The following is a 15,752-nucleotide window of genomic DNA, read 5'->3' as shown; positions in this document are numbered from 1 at the left end:
AAAACATGGGAAACTGAAATGACGATAAAAGTTGGTGATAAACTTCCGAATGCCGAGTTGATGATGATGACCGAGAAGGGGCCGACAAAAATGTCTACGGCGGATTTGTTCGGCGGCAAGAAAGTGGCGTTGTTTGCCGTGCCCGGCGCCTATACCCCGACCTGCTCAGCGAAGCATTTGCCGGGTTTTGTCGATAATACCGCGAAAATTACCGCCAAGGGCGTCGATGAAATCGTCTGCCTTTCGGTCAACGATCCCTTTGTGATGGCCGCGTGGGGTAAGGATCATAGTGCCGGCAGCATCAAGATGGTTGCCGATCCGGATGCGTCCTTTACCAAAGCCCTCGGCGTCGAGTTCGATGCATCGGGCGCCGGTCTGGGGGTTCGTTCGCGCCGCTATTCGATGATTCTCGATGACGGTGTCGTAAAACAGCTCAATCTGGAAGAAACCGGCGGTTTCGAGGTTTCCGACGCGGAAACGCTGCTTGGCCAGCTTTAAGCGAAAAACAGGGGAAAGCGCCGGCTTTCCCCTTACCTTCGCGGCGTTCTTACCGCCGCCTATTTCTTGAATTTTTCCATTCCCTTGTTCGCAAGTTCGTCGGCTTTCTCATTGCCGGGGTCGCCTGCGTGCCCTTTGACCCATTTCCATCTGATCTGATGTTGGGAAATGGCGTCGTCCAGAGCTAGCCAGAGATCCTTGTTTTTCACCGGCTTTTTTGCAGCCGTTTTCCACCCGTTTTTCTTCCACCCGATCATCCATTTTGTAATGCCATCTTTGACATACGTGCTGTCGGTGTGCAGCTCGACAGTGGATCGACGCGTGAGCGAATTGATCGCGTTGATTGCGGCCGTCAGTTCCATCCGGTTATTGGTGGTTTCGGCCTCCCCCCCGCAAAGCTCCTTCGTCTTGCCTTTATACTCTAGAAGTGCGCCCCACCCCCCGGGACCCGGGTTGCCCGAACAGGCGCCATCCGTGTAAATCACCACAATATTATCCGACACGATCGAACTCCTGACCCGCAACTCCAGCCAAAAAACAACGGCCTTTCCGGTCATTAGCATGATCAGAAGCAGGCCGCAATTTCAGAAAATTTATAATTTTAACTGAATGTTAGCGCATTCCGGGCAAATTTGGGCGAGGCAAACGCAAGGGTTTATTCTCCTTGCCGAAACTCAATGTATATGTGGGCAAGATGCAGAAAAAATTATTCTCGGCGGAAATCCGGCAGTTTGGCGCAAGTAATCTTCCGGAGTCATCACCTTTAGAAAATACCATGAGCAGCGCCCAGTATCAGGAGATTATTGACGCGCTCAATGATATCAAGACGCAACTTGGTCCGGATGATGCCGTCACCGTCTCTGCGGCCGAGGAGGTGGAGACAAAAGCCTCTGAGGAGCTTGAAAAGCTGCGGCAGGAGCTTCAGGAGCTTTCCGATGTCATCCTGGAAACCCGCCGTGAAATTGCCTCGCTGAGTTCATCCAAGAACGGTCAAAAGATTAATTCCGTGACCGATCAGCTCGATGCCGTCGTCGGCGATACCGAGACAGCGACCAATGCAATTTTGGAAGCTGTCGAGACCATTGAGGACAAGAATGAAAGCCTGGAGCTGCATGCCGGTTCTCCCGAGGAAGTGGAAAGTATCGAAGCGATCAGCAATGCGGTGATGAAGATATACGAAGCCTGCAATTTTCAGGACGTGACGGGGCAGCGCATTTCAAAGGTTGTGTCCACCTTGAGCTTCGTCGATGAGCGTATCAGCAAGATGATCGATATTCTGGGCGGGGAAGAGGAGCTTCAGGAGCTTGAGGGCATCGAGCTCGCGGGTCAGTTCGACGACGACGTCGAATTGAGCGGACCGCGCCCCGAAGGCCATGAAATTTCCCAGGACGAGATCGACTCCCTCTTTGATTAAATAAGGCCGGGCGGCCGTCAATCGAGACCGTAGGCGGCAACAGTTGTCACGGCCTGATGAAACTGCAATTTCTTGAAATACTCCAGCGGATCCTTTGGTTTAACAAGGGCCCCTTCCACTTGGTTTAGCCAATCATAAAGCCGCGTCAGCAGGAAGCGGATCGCGGCACCCCGGCATAGCAAGGGCAGGAATTCAAGCTCCTGCTGGGAGAAAGCCCGTACCTCACGATATCCGTTGAGGAGTTTTCGGGCTTTCGTGATATTAAAGCTGCCGTCTGTCTCGAAACACCAGGCATTCAGGCAGATTGCAAGGTCATAGGCGAAAAAGTCGTTACAGGCGAAATAGTAGTCAATGACGCCACTTACTCGGTCTTTGAGGAAAAAGATATTGTCAGGGAATAAATCCGCATGGATGACCCCGCTCGGCAAATCGTTGGGCCAATGCTTTTCCAGAAAGTCGATTTCCGCCGCTATGTCAGGTAGCAAGTCATCTTCCAGGCTGCTGCCGTTGCTGTTCAAGCAGGATTCGTAGAGAGGCCGCCAGCTGGCAAGCGACAGCGTGTTGGACCGCGTGAGCTTGAAGTCGCTGCCGATTGTGTGCAACAAGGCGAGGGTTTGGCCGAGAAGGGCGCAATGGTTCGGGGTGGCCCGTCTTACCGACCGGCCGTCGAGGAACTCGATGATTGCCGCTGGCCGCCCGGCGACTTCTTTTAGATTGCTGCCGTCCTTCGCCGTTATCGGCGTAGGTGACATGAAACCGCCCGCGGCGAGATGCTCCATAAGGCCCAGAAAAAATGGTAAATCCTTGGCATTAACGCGCTTTTCGTAGAGGGTCAGAATAAAATATCCGGCCTCGGTGTGAAGCAGGTAATTCGAGTTTTCCACCCCTTCGGCAATGCCCTTGCAGGAGAGTGCCTGGCCGAGATCATACTGATCCAGCAACGCATCCAGTTCGTCATCGGAGATTTCGGTGTAAACGGCCATTAATTATTCTGCGGCCTCGGTCTCGAGAATCTTCGGCATCTTGAAGACGACCTGCTCCTGATTGGTAACAATTTCCTCAACCGTAACGTCGTAACGCTCCGAGAAGGCCGAGACGACCTCTTCAACCAGTGTTTCCGGGGCAGAGGCCCCTGCGGTGATGCCGATTGTGCGCGCGTCCTTCAGGCAGTTCCACGGAATGTCCGTTGCGCGCTGCACCAGTTCCACTTTCGCGCATCCTGCTTTCTCCGCGACTTCGACAAGCCGCATGGAATTTGAAGAATTGGGCGCGCCGATCACCAGCATGCCGTCGCAGCGATCAGCCAGAATTTTCACGGCGGCTTGCCGGTTCGTGGTCGCGTAGCAGATATCTTCCTTTCTCGGCGCCTGGATATCCGGGAAGCGTTCCTTCAGGATATCGACGATCTCCCGTGTTTCATCGACGGACAGGGTCGTCTGGGTAAGATAGGCGAGGCCTTTGTCGGATTGTTTCTGCACGAAGGCGCGGGCTTCATCCGCTGTTTCGACAAGCGTGATCTGGCCTTCCGCGAGCTGGCCCATCGTTCCGATTACCTCCGGATGGCCGCGATGTCCGATCAGGATAATTTCGTGATTGTCCCGTTCGTGACGTTCCGCCTCGCGATGGACTTTGCTGACCAGCGGGCAGGTCGCATCGATATAGAACATCGCGCGGCTTTCGGCCTCTTCAGGCACCGATTTCGCGACACCATGGGCGGAAAATATAACCGGCACGCCTTTGGGCACGTCCGCAAGTTCGTCGACGAAAACCGCCCCCTTCTTCTCAAGATTTTCGACCACGAAACGATTATGCACGATTTCGTGGCGCACATAGACCGGCGCGCCGTACTTTTCCAACGCGCGTTCGACAATCTGGATCGCACGATCGACGCCGGCGCAGAACCCGCGCGGCGCGGCCAGTAGCAATGTCCGTTTTTCTCTGTTCATTATTTCCATGCCCGGATGGCTCTAAAATGGGTTAATTCCCTAGAAAACTTGCTAATTGCGCCGGTCCATCCTAGATTTGCCGAACTCATACAACAGTTTCAAGGGTAACGCCATATCAAGGCGAGGTAAATTGAAATGACGACAGGTAAGATTGCGCGTAAATCCCCTTATAAGGTAGAGGTGCAGGAAGGAAAAAAATATGCTTGGTGCGCCTGTGGCCTGAGCGGCAATCAACCTTTCTGCGACGGGTCCCACAAGGTGACGGACTTGAAACCGCTGATTTATAAAGCGTCAGAAACGCAGGAGTTGTATTTTTGCGGATGCAAGCAGACCGGCAGCGCGCCCCTTTGCGACGGAACTCACAACAAACTCTAGCCAACAATTCGCCGGTAAAACATGTCCCTGTATTTGAAACTTCAAACTCTGACGCGCGCGACATCCGTTATGCTCGCGCTGTTCCTCCTGACGGCCTGCAGCGGGACCGTCGAAACCGATGTTCTGAGTATCTTCAGTAAGCCAAAACCGCTGCTGCCCTGTCCGCAGGTCGAAATTCTTCCGGGCGCCGAAACGATTACTATTTTCCGCGAAGGCGAGGGGCGTGATCTGGTCGATGTCCGATTTGAAGGAATTATTGTGCCGGTTAGCGGTCAATGCCAGTATGTGGACGATGATACAGCCGTAATTGTGGAACTGATCCTGAGGATTGGCGCGACCAAGGGTCCGGCCGCAACCAGCCAGAGCGAGGAATTTCCCTTTTTCGTCGCGATCGCAGAGAAGACAGGCAAAATTATTGCAAAAAAGATTTTCTATAGCCCCATCGAGGTTGAAGAAGGGCGTCGGCGCGCCACGGTACAGGAGGAACTGGAACAGCGTATCCCGCTACCGGGCCTCAAAACCGGCGGTGATTATGTGATTATTATCGGCTTTCAGCTCACGCGGGAGCAAATGGGCCTGCAGAGCTGAAATAGCAAGAAGGTCCATTACCGGATTGACTAATCGCATTTCGGCTTTATTATTCTGACACATTCAGTCGATCCCCGCGGGAGAGATGGCCATAGAGACCATCGCCGAAGGAGCAACCACCCCGGAAACTCTCAGGCAAACGGACCGCAGGGGGATGAAACTCTGGAAAGCAAATCGCGTATGTGATTTCACCGAAGGGGTAAGCGATTCGTTTGGCAGTTAAGACCGCCATGTGAAGCGTCAAATCTCTCAGGTTATAGGACAGAGGGGGTAGGTTTCAGCATTTGCCGTGCTGGGCTTTCAACCTTTGTCTTGAACCGGGATCGATGTATGAGTGAAACTTCCTCGACGAAAAAAACTGTCCTTCATGATCTTCATGTTGAATTAGGGGCGAAAATGGTCCCCTTTGCGGGCTATGACATGCCTGTGCAATATCCGGATGGAATAATCAAGGAGCATTTGCATACGCGGGCGGCTGCCGGTTTGTTCGACGTCTCGCATATGGGGCAGGTGATCGTTTCAGGCGCGAACCCCTCCAAATCGATTGAAAAATTAATTCCCGGCGATATACAGGCGCTGCAACCTGGTGAAATGCGTTACAGCTTCCTGACCAATGACAACGGCGGAATTCTTGACGATCTGATCGTCACGCGCAGGGAAGGGGACCTTTTCGTCGTCGTCAATGCGGCCTGCAAGGAACAGGATATCGCGCTCCTGACCGAGGGGCTCGCGGGGGAAGCGTCGGTGACGGAATTGACCGATCGGGCGCTGGTTGCATTGCAGGGGCCCAAGGCCGCGGCAGTACTCGCTCGGTATTCAGCGGAAATAGCGTCAATGCCCTTCATGAGTTTTCGGGAGGTTGCGATTGACGGCGTCGCCTGTTTTGTGACGCGATCCGGCTATACGGGCGAGGATGGGTACGAAATTTCGATCCCGAACGAACAGGCTGTTGGATTTTGTCGAAAACTGCTGGCGGAGCCCGAAGTTAAACCGATAGGTCTTGGCGCCCGCGATTCGCTCCGGCTAGAGGCCGGACTTTGTTTGTATGGCCATGACCTTACGGAAAAGACGACACCGGTTGCGGCGGGCCTTCTCTGGGCTATTAGCAAACGCCGTCGAGAAGAGGGCGGTTTTCCGGGTGCTGCCGTTATTCAGGCCGAGATCGCCAATAAGCCGGCGATGAAACGCGTTGGAATACTGCCGGAGGGGCGGGCGCCGGCGCGTGAACATACCGAAATCACGGATGAGGCCGGTAACGTCATCGGCGAAATTACCTCCGGTGGTTTCTCTCCTAGTTTGGAGATTCCCATCGCGATGGGCTATGTCCCGCTTGCCTTTTCCAGCATAGGCACGAAAATAAATCTTCTTGTCAGAGGCAAGCCCCGCCCTGCGGTGGTGGCAAAAATGCCTTTTGTCGAACAGCGGTATTATCGAGGTTAATTTTTACTGGAGTGTAATGGATGTCTTACAAGTTCACAAAAGATCATGAATGGGTTTTGCTTGAGGGCGATGTGGCGACAATCGGTATTAGCGATTATGCACAGGGCCAGTTGGGCGATGTTGTATATGTCGAGGTGCCGGAAGTTGGAAAGGAAATATCGAAAGCGGACGAACTCGCCGTGGTCGAGAGCGTTAAGGCGGCCTCCGAAGTTTACTCTCCGGTCAGCGGCGAAATCGTAGCCGTCAACAGCGAACTCGAAGGCGAGCCCACGATGGTCAATGAAGATGCGATGGATAAAGGCTGGTTCGCGAAGATCAAAATCACAGACGCATCGGAGCTCGATGACTTGATGGATGAGGAAGCCTACAAGGCTTTCATTGAAGGTCTCGAATAATGAGATATATGCCTCATACCGCGTTGGAGCGGGAAGAAATGCTGGCTGAAATCGGAGTGGGATCGATTGACGATCTTTTCGCCGATATTCCCGAGGAGGCGCGGCTTGGCGATCTTCTGGACCTGCCGCTTCATGAAAGCGAAATGAACGTCGAGAAGAACTTCAGGACGCTGGCGGCGAAAAATCTCTCGCCCTATTCTGCGCCCTGTTTTCTGGGTGCCGGCGCCTATCAGCATCATGTGCCCTCCGTCGCGGACCATGTTATCCAGCGGTCGGAATTTCTGACGTCCTACACACCCTATCAGCCGGAAATCAGCCAGGGCACGCTTCAGGCGTTATTTGAATTTCAGACTCAGGTTGCCCTGATCACCGGTATGGAGGTCGCAAATGCCTCTATGTATGACGGCGCGACGTCCTGCGCCGAAGCCGTTTTGATGGCCTGTCGGGTCACACGGCGGAAAAAGGCTGTCATTTCCGGTAACCTCCATCCTCATTATCGGGACGTCACCCGAACGACGCTGCAGTTCACTGAATTCGAGACGGAGGATCTCTCGCCGATGTTGGAAGGCGATGAGGATTTTGATACCCGTATAACGCCGGATGTCGCATGCGTTGTGGTGCAGACTCCGGATTTTTTCGGGCGGCTTAAGGATTATACGGCCCTCGCGGAAAAATGCCATGAGGCGGGCGCGCTGCTCGTTGTCGTGGTCAACGAAGTCGTATCCCTCGGCGCCGTCAAATCTCCGGGCGAAATGGGTGCCGATATCGTCGCCGGGGAGGGGCAGTCGATTGGCGTTCCCCTGTCGTACGGCGGTCCCTATGTCGGCCTGCTGGCGACACGGCAGAAATATGTCCGCCAGATGCCGGGCCGCCTTTGCGGTCAGACCGTCGATCAAAACGGGCAACGCGGTTTCGTTCTCACGCTTTCGACGCGCGAACAGCATATCCGCCGCGAGAAGGCGACCAGCAACATCTGCACGAATGCAGGGCTTTGCTCGCTCGCTTTCACGATCCATATGAGCCTGCTTGGGGAGACCGGATTTGCGAAGCTGGCGGCCCTCAATCACAGCCAGGCGGTTACACTTGCGGAAATGCTCGAAAAAATTGACGGCATCAGTATCGTCAATGACAGCTTCTTCAACGAATTTACACTCAGATTGCCGGCGAATGCGGCGATGATTGTCGAAAAGCTGGCAAGCAAAGGGATACTGGCAGGCGTTCCAGTCTCGCGCCTTATGCCGGACAATCCGGATATGGCGAATTTATTACTGGTCGCGGCGACGGAAACTTGCTCGGATTCAGATATGAACGCATTTGTCACTGCGTTGGCGGAGGTGCTCTGATGTTGAACAATAAAGGACGCCCGACCCAGCCTGTCGCGGTCGACAATGGCGAAATATCGATAGAAACCTTTACGGGGAATATGGGGCTCCGGCTGGAATCGCCGCTCATTTTCGAACAAGGGATGCCGGGCCGAATTGGTGTTGATATGGCCGATCCGAGGCCGGTCAAAGTACGCCTCGGCGGTCTGGAGCGGAAAGGCCCCATCGGACTGCCCGATCTTTCCGAGCCCCAGGTGCTTCGGCATTTTGTGCGGCTCAGCCGACAGAATTACGCGATCGACGCCGGGTTCTATCCGCTCGGATCCTGCACGATGAAGCATAATCCGCGGATCAATGAAAAAGTTGCCCGCCTTGCCGGGCTTGGCGATTTGCACCCCCTGCAACCGACCAGCACGGTGCAGGGCGCCCTTGAGCTCATCGACGATCTTGCACACTGGCTGAAGACCATTACTGGCATGCCGGCGGTGGCCATGTCACCCGCGGCTGGCGCGCACGGGGAGCTGTGCGGCGTTATGGCCATCCGGGCGGCGCATGAGGCCAACGGCGAGAGCCGGACGCGCATTCTGGTGCCGGAGTCGGCGCATGGAACCAATCCGGCGACGGCGGCGCTTTGCGGCTATAAGGTGGAGGCGGTTCCCGCCCGCAAAGATGGACGAATGGATCTGGAGGCCTTTGCCGAAAAGCTCGGACCGGACGTCGCCGGCGTCATGCTCACCAACCCCAATACCTGCGGACTTTTTGAAACGGATGTCAAGAAGATCGCCGATATGGTGCATGAGGTCGGTGGATATTTTTACTGCGATGGCGCCAACCTCAATGCCATTCTGGGGCGGGTCCGGCCCGGCGATCTCGGCGTCGATGCGATGCATATCAATTTGCACAAAACGTTCTCAACGCCGCATGGTGGCGGCGGTCCGGGCGCAGGCCCGGTTGTGCTGTCCGATGCGTTGGCGCCGTTTGCGCCGATCCCCTATGTCGTGCATAACGACAGCGGCTTCGACCTCGTCGAGCAGGCGGAAGGGCAGGCCCAAAAGAGCTTTGGCCGGATGAAGGGCTTTCATGGGCAAATGGGCATGTTTATCCGGGCGCTCGCCTATATGCAGAGCCATGGCGCTGACGGACTTCGCCAGATTGCAGAAAATGCGGTCCTTAACGCCAACTATGTCCGCGTGGGGCTTAACGACAAACTGCACTCGCCCTTCGACGGCATTTGCATGCATGAAGCCCTGTTTGACGACAGCACGCTAAAAGGCACGGGGGTCACGACGCTTGATCTTGCGAAAGCGATGATTGATGAGGGGTATCATCCGATGACGATGTATTTCCCGCTGGTCGTCCATGGTGCCATGCTGATCGAGCCGACAGAGAGTGAATCGCGTCAGACGCTGGATGAGTTTATCGGCGCTATGCGTCACTTGCTTGATCGCGCGGCGGCCGGTGATACCGACTATTTCCTGGGCGCCCCGCATTACGCGCCGCGCCGGCGGCTCGATGAAACCGCGGCCGCGCGTAATCCTGTGCTTCGATATACACCGCCGGCGCCGACAGAAGGCGAGGAAACGGCTTTTTCTGCAGCATCTTAGCCTCCCATTGACTGCTGCAAACCTGAGCCCCACCTTTTTGGTGGGGCTTTTTTTGTCCTTAATGGCGCATAAAAAAAGCCCCGCTTGGGGCGGGGCTTTGTATCGGATCGGGTTGCCGGTCTAGTTCAGCTGTTTTTCCAGACCCTCGATTGACTGATTGATCAGGCCATCGGCCTTCTCACCCTTCAGGCCATCCTGCATCAGTTTCGTTGCGGCGGCGATCGCGACGTCAACGGCAATGCCCTGAACTTCCGCAACAGCTTTTTCCTCCGCCTGGCGGATCTTGATTTCCGCAAGTTCCTGACGGCGCGCCAGAGTTGCTTCCAGTTCCCGAATGCTTTCTTTGCGCAGGATTTCGGCGTCTTCCTTGGCCCGCGTAACGATGTCTTCTGCGGTCTGCAGCGCATCATGCTGTCGCCGCTGGTAATCGGCAAAAAGCGACTGGGCTTCTTCACGCAGCTTTTTGGCCTCTTCAAGCTCCGCACGGATCTTGTCCGCGCGGGCGTCAAGTTGCTTGGCAATTAGCGGCGGCACCTTGAAATACACAAGAACCGCAAGAAACCCGAAAAAGGCAATGGCGACCCAAAAGGCGGGATCATGTAGCATCAGGCCTCTCCCTTCATGCTGCCGGCAACGGCGGCTTCCACATCCTTGTCGGAGACATCAATGGCAACGAGCTTGGTCACCGCCGATTTTGCGGTTTCGGCCGCAATCTCCCGCACATGGCTGAGCGCTGTTTCCTTGGCTTCGCGAATGCTGGCTTCCGCAGCCTTGGCTTTTTTCGCCAGTTCCGCATCCAGTTCGGCCTTGCTTGCTTCCTGTTCCTTGGCCATAGAGGCCTTCAGTTCCGAAACAATGCCATGGGCTTTGGCGCGGGCCTCGGCTAGGGCTTGCTCATAGTCAGCTTTTGCCTTGTCCGCATCTTCGCTCAGCCGTCTTGCCTCTTCCAGATCCGAAGAAATACGGTTTTGCCGGCTTTCCAGTACCTCGGAAATGCCCGGTATCGCGACTTTCGCCATCAGGAAGTAGAGGATGACGAAAGTAATCGCGAGCCATACAAGCTGCGGTGGGAAGTCTGCGATATTAAGTTGCGGCATACCGGCTCCTTAATCCTATCGATCCAAATTCTCTTGTTTCAAGAGAGGTTGATTAACCGAACAGGATCAGGAAGGCGATAACCAGCGCGAACAGCGCAACAGCTTCTGTCAGGGCGAAGCCCAGCAGCACGTTACCGAATACCTTCGGTGCAGCAGCCGGATTGCGCAGGGAGCCAGAAACGTATGATCCGAAGATATTTCCGATACCCACGCCCACACCTGCAAGCGCGATAGTCGCAAGGCCGGCACCGATCATCTTTGCGGCTTCTAATTCCATAATATTCTTCCTTCTAAATCAAGAACAACCAATGTTGAGGACTAAACTTATACTCAATGATGCAGGTGAAGCGCATCGTTAAGATAGAGGCATGACAGGATTGCAAACACATAGGCCTGCAGGAATGCGACGAGGAATTCCAAGCCTGTCAGAACAACGATAAACCCGAGCGGCAGCCATCCGAGATAAATCCCGAGGCTCACGACAAATCCGCCAAACACTTTCAGCAGCGTATGGCCAGCCAGCATGTTGGCGAACAATCGGACAGACAGGCTGATGGGGCGAACGAAATAGGAGATAATCTCGATCGGAACCAGAATGATCAGCAGAACGAAGGGCACGCCGCTGGGCACGAAAAAGGTCAGAAATTTGAACCCATGGCGGATGATGCCGATGATGGTTACGCCGACGAAGACGACCGCCGCAAGGGCGAAGGTCACGATAATCTGGCTCGTGACCGTGAAGGTGTAGGGGATCATGCCAAGGAGGTTGCAAAACAGCACGAACATGAACAGCGTGAAAATGAAAGGGAAATATTTCCGCCCGTCCGAGCCCACATTGTCCTTGATCATGTTGGCAATGAATTCATAGCTGATCTCGGCCATGGACTGCATCCGCCCCGGCACCATGGCGCGTCCGCGCATGCTCCAGGTCAGGAAGAGCGTAATCGCCGCGATCGCGATGACCATAAACAGGGAAGCATTGGTAAAGGAGACGTCAAGACCGCCCACATCCATGGGAATCAGGCGCTTGATCTCGAATTGTGCAAGAGGGCTATGTTCTGCCGCCACGATGCTCTTCCTGTCTTTACTGTTTCAACCTACCTCACGGCCTCCGACCGAAGCCAGATGCCTATTCGTCAAAATTGCCGTTATTCATGCGTCTGGCAACTTTTATCGCGTTGTATAGACCGACAACGCCGCCGACAATCAAAAATACCAGCATTAACCACGGCTTTGTGTCCAACCACTTGTCGAGCAACCAGCCGAACCAGCCGCATACCAGCAACGCCGCGACCATTTCCACAGATAGTCGCCAAGCCCTGCCGGCGCCGCCGGTCTGCTCAACCTTCAAGTCGCTCCGCTTCCAGGAGGCTTGCTCCTGTTGATGTCGCGCCTTTTCCAGACGAGCCTTGAATTCTTCTTTCGTGGGAGGTTCCGGTTTACTCATTCGCGTCTCCCGATGGAAAGCCAATTGGTGCCCTTCCACCCCCATAGAAAGCGCGGGAAACATACGGTCTGCCCCCCGGAGTGTCAAGACCCTACGCGCCGCTTTTTCGCCTTGCCAATAAATGTTTGTCCGGAGCGTTGCCGCGCTGCCTCAACAGGTCTATGCCGCGCTTTCCGTAATCTCTTTTGCCTTCTCAAGATCGACGGAAACTAGCTGCGAGATTCCCCGCTCCGCCATGGTCACACCAAAGAGCCTGTCCATGCGCGCCATCGTGATCGGATGATGGGTGACGACGAGGAAACGGGTGTCGGAATTATGGGCGATGCTCTCGAGAAGATGGCAAAGGCGTTCGACATTGACGTCATCGAGCGGCGCATCCACCTCGTCGAGGACGCAGATGGGGGCGGGGTTCGTCAAGAATACCGCAAACAGCAGAGCGACCGCTGTCAACGCCTGCTCCCCGCCTGATAGAAGCGACATCAGTTGCAGCTTCTTGCCGGGCGGGCTGGCCATGATTTCAAGTCCCGCGGCCAGCGGGTCATCGGATTCCGTCAGGGTCAAATGCGCCTGGCCGCCACCGAAGACCTGTTTGAAGAGCTGCTGGAAATGTTCATCAACCTTGGTGAAGGCGGCGAGCAGCCGTTCCCGGCCTTCGCGGTTGAGGCCGGCGATCCCCTGCCGCAGCCGCGCAATGGCGGCGAGTAGGTCCTCGCGTTCCGTCGTCAGGGTGGTGAGTTGCTCCTGCACTTCCTCGGCCTCGATTTCGGCGCGCAGGTTGACCGGGCCCATACCGTCTCGTTCCCGTTTCAGACGCTCGAGTTTGCGCTCGCTGTCGTCGATGGGCGGAATTTCTTCGTTGCCTTCGATGCCGCCCGCCGCCTTGATCTGATCCGGGTTGCAGTCCAGTTTTTCACGAATTTGCTCGGCGAGACCTTTGAGCACGTCCGTCATATGTTCGACATCGGACTGATGGCGCACACGCTCTTCCCGGCATGTGGCGAGAGCATCCTGGCATTTCTTGAGCGCAGAATCGCAATCCGCCAAAATCGATTCGGCCTCGGCCAGCTTGTCCCGGGCATTTGACCGGCGCCCTTCGGCGAGGGCAATCTCGTCCATGAGATTGTTCCGTTTCAGCGCAATTTCCTCGGGCTTACCCTCGATTTCCGCAAGTTCTTCCGCCGTATTCTTGAACCGCATTTCGAGTTGAACGAAATGTTCCGCCATATTTTTATTTCGGTCGATCCAACTTGTGACTTCCCGGTCAATCGCGGCGAGTCGGTCCTTGCGGGCGCTGGATTCGCGTTCCAGGCGGTCCGATTCGCTGCGCAACACCGCGAGCTCGTCCCGCTTTTCATGAAGTTCTTTCCGAAGCGCTTCAATTTCCGCGCGGCTTCCTTCCATTTCCGGCATGTCGGCAAGAAGCTTCTGTTTGCTCATGAGGCTGTCGGAAAGCGACTCTTTTTCGCCGGTCAGTTCCAGGATCGTTTCGCTTAATGACGCGAGGCGGGATTGACGGGCGGCGCTTTCGCGGATCTCCTCCGCATGCACGGCCCGGAGTTTGGAGAGTTGCTGCTCCTGTTCCCGTTGTTGGCGGCGAAGGTCTTTCAGCTTCTCGGTTTCCCTTGCCAGCAAATCGGCGCAGGCTTTTAGGTCATTCGTCGTATTGGCCAGAATGTTCCGCTTTCCGACGAGGCTCTTCGCGATTTCCTCGAGGCGGTTGCGCTGTTCCAGACGGGCCGCCGCGGCGGTCTTGGCGCCTGCCTTTCGTGTATAGCCGTCCCAGCGCCAGAGATCGCCGTCGCGCGTGACCAGACGCTGCCCCGGCTTGAGTCCGCCCTGCATCTTGGCACCAACACTTGCGTCAACGACGGCGATCTGCGAAAGCCGGGCCTTCAACGCGGGATGGCCGGTTACAAATTGACCGAGTGTGGGGATGCCGGCCGGAAAGCCCTGTGAAATTTTTCCGCCATCCAAGGTTCGCCAGTATGCGGAGGCCGCCTCATTCACCGGGGCCTCCAACTCGTCGCCTATTGCCGCGCCGAGAGCGACTTCATACCCCTTACTGACGGTCATCTCTTCAATCACGCCGGGCCATTCGCCGTCATCGACATTTTCAATAAGGCGGGCGAGCGCAGTTTCTTCCGCCTCCAGCGTCGTCACGTCTTTTTCGGCGATCTTGACTTTCTCTCTGGCCTCCCGTTCGGCGCCATCAGCGGCCTGCCGGAGGAGTTCCGCTTTATCGCATGCCGCGTTGAGGTCATTGAGCGCCGCAATATTTTGCTGCAGGGATCCCAGGGAAGAACTATCCCCTCCGCTTGCGCCGATTTTTTCTTCGAGGGCTGTCTTCTCCCGGTCAAGATCTGCCAGCCGCGCGGTGATTTTCTCCAGTTGCGACGTCGCCGCTTCTATTTGTTGGACCAGACTATTGCGTTCGGCGAGTTCCGCCGCGACCTTTTCTGTTTTCGCATCAAACGCCGCCTGGCGCTCCTGAAGCGCCGCCGCCTTCTCTTCCACCTCGGCGCGCAGGCTTTCCGCGCGCGGGCCCGCCGCTTCCATTGCTTCTGCAATGTCCGCTTTTTCTGCTTCAAGCCGCTTTATCGCTTCCGCAGCGTCCTGCTCCAGATCCTTCTCGCGCACCATATCGCTTGAGATCTGCCGCTTGCGATCTTCGAGCTGTTGTTTCGTGCGCTTGGCCCGCTCTTCTTCCGCATCCAGATTTTCTCGCGCTACCGTCAGGCGATGAACGGCGGAGGCGGCTGCGGCTTCTGCATCCCGCAGGGGTTTTAGCGCCTCATTCGCGCGCAAGGTCGCGGATTCCGCCGCCGCCGCCTGCCGCGTCAGTTCATTGACCGCCATCACGGCCTGCTCATACTTTTCACGGGCCGTCGCTGCCTTTTCCACGGCCTGCTGATGCTTGCGATAGAGAAGTAAGGCCTCCGTCTTGCGGATATGGCCCGAAATATTGCGATAGCGGTTCGCCTGCCGCGCCTGCCGTTTGAGGTTGGCGAGTTGCGCTTCGAGTTGTTCGATAACGTCGTCGACCCGCTCCAGATTGGCTTCCGCGGAGTTGAGGCGCAGCTCCGCCTCGTGCCGCCGGGAATGCAAGCCGGAAATCCCTGCCGCCTCTTCGAGGAGATGCCGCCGCTCCTTTGGCTTGGCGTTGATGAGCGCGCCGACGCGGCCCTGACTGACGATCGCGGTGGAATGGGCGCCAGTGGCAAGATCGGCGAAAAGCAGCTGCACATCGCGCGCCCGGACGACCTTCCCGTTTATACGGTAATCCGAACCGGTATCGCGGCGAATCCGACGGGTGATATCCAGATCCGCCGAATCGTTATAACTGGCCGGTGCCTTTCGCTCGCGATTGTCGAGACCAAGTGTGACTTCGGCCGCATTGCGAGGCGGGCGCGAGGTCGTTCCCGCGAAGATCACGTCGTCCATCGCGCCGCCGCGCAAATTCCGGGCGGAAGTCTCCCCCATCACCCAGGTCAGCGCTTCAACCAGGTTCGACTTGCCGCACCCATTCGGGCCGACAATGCCGGTGAGGCCGTCCTTGATAAGGAGTTCTGTCGGTTCGACGAAGGATTTGAACCCGGACAGTCTTAAATGTGCAAACTTCACAGCCT

17 protein-coding genes and 2 riboswitches are annotated in these 15,752 nt (G+C 56.1%); of the genes, 8 read left to right on the top strand and 9 right to left on the bottom strand.

Annotated elements, in window-relative coordinates; all coding sequences use genetic code 11:
- The first annotated feature begins 18 nt into the window (after nt 1-18).
- Nucleotides 19-498, top strand: a complete 480-nt coding sequence (locus GQF03_RS14185; RefSeq protein ID WP_161339949.1) for a peroxiredoxin — start codon at nt 19-21, stop codon at nt 496-498.
- 59 nt (nt 499-557) lie between these two features.
- Here GQF03_RS14185 and rnhA read toward each other — a convergent pair whose 3' ends face one another.
- Nucleotides 558-989: a ribonuclease HI gene (gene rnhA, locus GQF03_RS14180; RefSeq protein WP_380743758.1), complete on the bottom strand. Its 432-nt coding sequence runs from the start codon at nt 987-989 to the stop codon at nt 558-560.
- 284 nt (nt 990-1,273) lie between these two features.
- Here rnhA and GQF03_RS14175 point away from each other — a divergent pair, with 284 nt between their 5' ends.
- A complete protein-coding gene (locus GQF03_RS14175) occupies nt 1,274-1,912 on the top strand; it encodes a hypothetical protein (protein ID WP_161339947.1) in 639 nt (212 codons plus the stop codon).
- Between the two features lie 17 nt (nt 1,913-1,929).
- Here the strand turns inward: GQF03_RS14175 and thrB are convergent, their stop codons facing one another.
- Both thrB and ispH read right to left on the bottom strand, forming a co-directional pair.
- Complete coding sequence (gene thrB / locus GQF03_RS14170) at nt 1,930-2,895, bottom strand: homoserine kinase (RefSeq protein ID WP_161339946.1); 966 nt, start codon at nt 2,893-2,895, stop codon at nt 1,930-1,932.
- 3 nt (nt 2,896-2,898) lie between these two features.
- Nucleotides 2,899-3,858 carry a 4-hydroxy-3-methylbut-2-enyl diphosphate reductase gene (gene ispH, locus GQF03_RS14165; protein WP_206375977.1) on the bottom strand — a complete coding sequence of 320 codons (960 nt, stop codon included), beginning with the start codon at nt 3,856-3,858 and terminating at the stop codon, nt 2,899-2,901.
- 135 nt (nt 3,859-3,993) lie between these two features.
- On the opposite strand from ispH, the gene GQF03_RS14160 reads away from it, so the two are divergent.
- The 6 genes from GQF03_RS14160 (at nt 3,994) to gcvPB (ending at nt 9,582) form a co-directional block, all read left to right on the top strand.
- On the top strand, nt 3,994-4,233 hold the full coding sequence (locus GQF03_RS14160) for a CDGSH iron-sulfur domain-containing protein (protein ID WP_161339944.1): 240 nt from the start codon (nt 3,994-3,996) through the stop codon (nt 4,231-4,233).
- Between the two features lie 21 nt (nt 4,234-4,254).
- The gene (locus tag GQF03_RS14155) at nt 4,255-4,821 is read left to right on the top strand and encodes a hypothetical protein (RefSeq protein WP_161339943.1); all 567 of its coding nucleotides are present in this window, start codon (nt 4,255-4,257) and stop codon (nt 4,819-4,821) included.
- Between the two features lie 67 nt (nt 4,822-4,888).
- A riboswitch (glycine riboswitch) is annotated at nt 4,889-4,978 on the top strand.
- 3 nt (nt 4,979-4,981) lie between these two features.
- A riboswitch (glycine riboswitch) is annotated at nt 4,982-5,088 on the top strand.
- Between the two features lie 63 nt (nt 5,089-5,151).
- Nucleotides 5,152-6,261, top strand: a complete 1,110-nt coding sequence (gene gcvT / locus GQF03_RS14150) for a glycine cleavage system aminomethyltransferase GcvT (protein ID WP_161339942.1) — start codon at nt 5,152-5,154, stop codon at nt 6,259-6,261.
- 20 nt (nt 6,262-6,281) lie between these two features.
- Nucleotides 6,282-6,656, top strand: coding sequence for a glycine cleavage system protein GcvH (gene gcvH / locus GQF03_RS14145; protein WP_161339941.1), 375 nt, complete (start codon nt 6,282-6,284; stop codon nt 6,654-6,656).
- Nucleotides 6,656-7,999, top strand: a complete 1,344-nt coding sequence (gene gcvPA / locus GQF03_RS14140) for an aminomethyl-transferring glycine dehydrogenase subunit GcvPA (protein ID WP_161339940.1) — start codon at nt 6,656-6,658, stop codon at nt 7,997-7,999. Before gcvH ends, gcvPA begins: the two co-directional genes overlap by 1 nt.
- Nucleotides 7,999-9,582 carry an aminomethyl-transferring glycine dehydrogenase subunit GcvPB gene (gene gcvPB, locus GQF03_RS14135; RefSeq protein ID WP_174238734.1) on the top strand — a complete coding sequence of 528 codons (1,584 nt, stop codon included), beginning with the start codon at nt 7,999-8,001 and terminating at the stop codon, nt 9,580-9,582. Before gcvPA ends, gcvPB begins: the two co-directional genes overlap by 1 nt.
- A 120-nt stretch (nt 9,583-9,702) precedes the next feature.
- On the opposite strand, the gene GQF03_RS14130 is transcribed toward gcvPB, so the two are convergent.
- From GQF03_RS14130 to smc, 6 genes are all read right to left on the bottom strand, one after another.
- Entirely contained in the window at nt 9,703-10,188 is a 486-nt protein-coding gene (locus tag GQF03_RS14130; RefSeq protein WP_161339939.1) for a F0F1 ATP synthase subunit B family protein, read from the bottom strand.
- Nucleotides 10,188-10,679, bottom strand: coding sequence for a F0F1 ATP synthase subunit B family protein (locus GQF03_RS14125; protein ID WP_161339938.1), 492 nt, complete (start codon nt 10,677-10,679; stop codon nt 10,188-10,190). The genes GQF03_RS14130 and GQF03_RS14125 overlap by 1 nt, the downstream gene beginning before the upstream one ends.
- A 52-nt stretch (nt 10,680-10,731) precedes the next feature.
- Nucleotides 10,732-10,956: a F0F1 ATP synthase subunit C gene (locus GQF03_RS14120; protein WP_161313699.1), complete on the bottom strand. Its 225-nt coding sequence runs from the start codon at nt 10,954-10,956 to the stop codon at nt 10,732-10,734.
- 53 nt (nt 10,957-11,009) lie between these two features.
- On the bottom strand, nt 11,010-11,747 hold the full coding sequence (locus GQF03_RS14115; RefSeq protein WP_161339937.1) for a F0F1 ATP synthase subunit A: 738 nt from the start codon (nt 11,745-11,747) through the stop codon (nt 11,010-11,012).
- A 61-nt stretch (nt 11,748-11,808) separates the two neighbouring features.
- Nucleotides 11,809-12,126 (bottom strand): AtpZ/AtpI family protein, encoded by a 318-nt coding sequence (locus GQF03_RS14110; protein WP_161339936.1) that lies wholly within the window; start codon nt 12,124-12,126, stop codon nt 11,809-11,811.
- A gap of 159 nt (nt 12,127-12,285) precedes the next feature.
- Nucleotides 12,286-15,747 (bottom strand): chromosome segregation protein SMC, encoded by a 3,462-nt coding sequence (gene smc / locus GQF03_RS14105; protein ID WP_161339935.1) that lies wholly within the window; start codon nt 15,745-15,747, stop codon nt 12,286-12,288.
- Nucleotides 15,748-15,752 lie beyond the last annotated feature (5 nt).

It is taken from the genome of Sneathiella chungangensis, from assembly GCF_009882935.1.
GTDB lineage: Bacteria > Pseudomonadota > Alphaproteobacteria > Sneathiellales > Sneathiellaceae > Sneathiella > Sneathiella chungangensis.
This window is presented reverse-complemented; position numbering and strand designations above follow the sequence as displayed.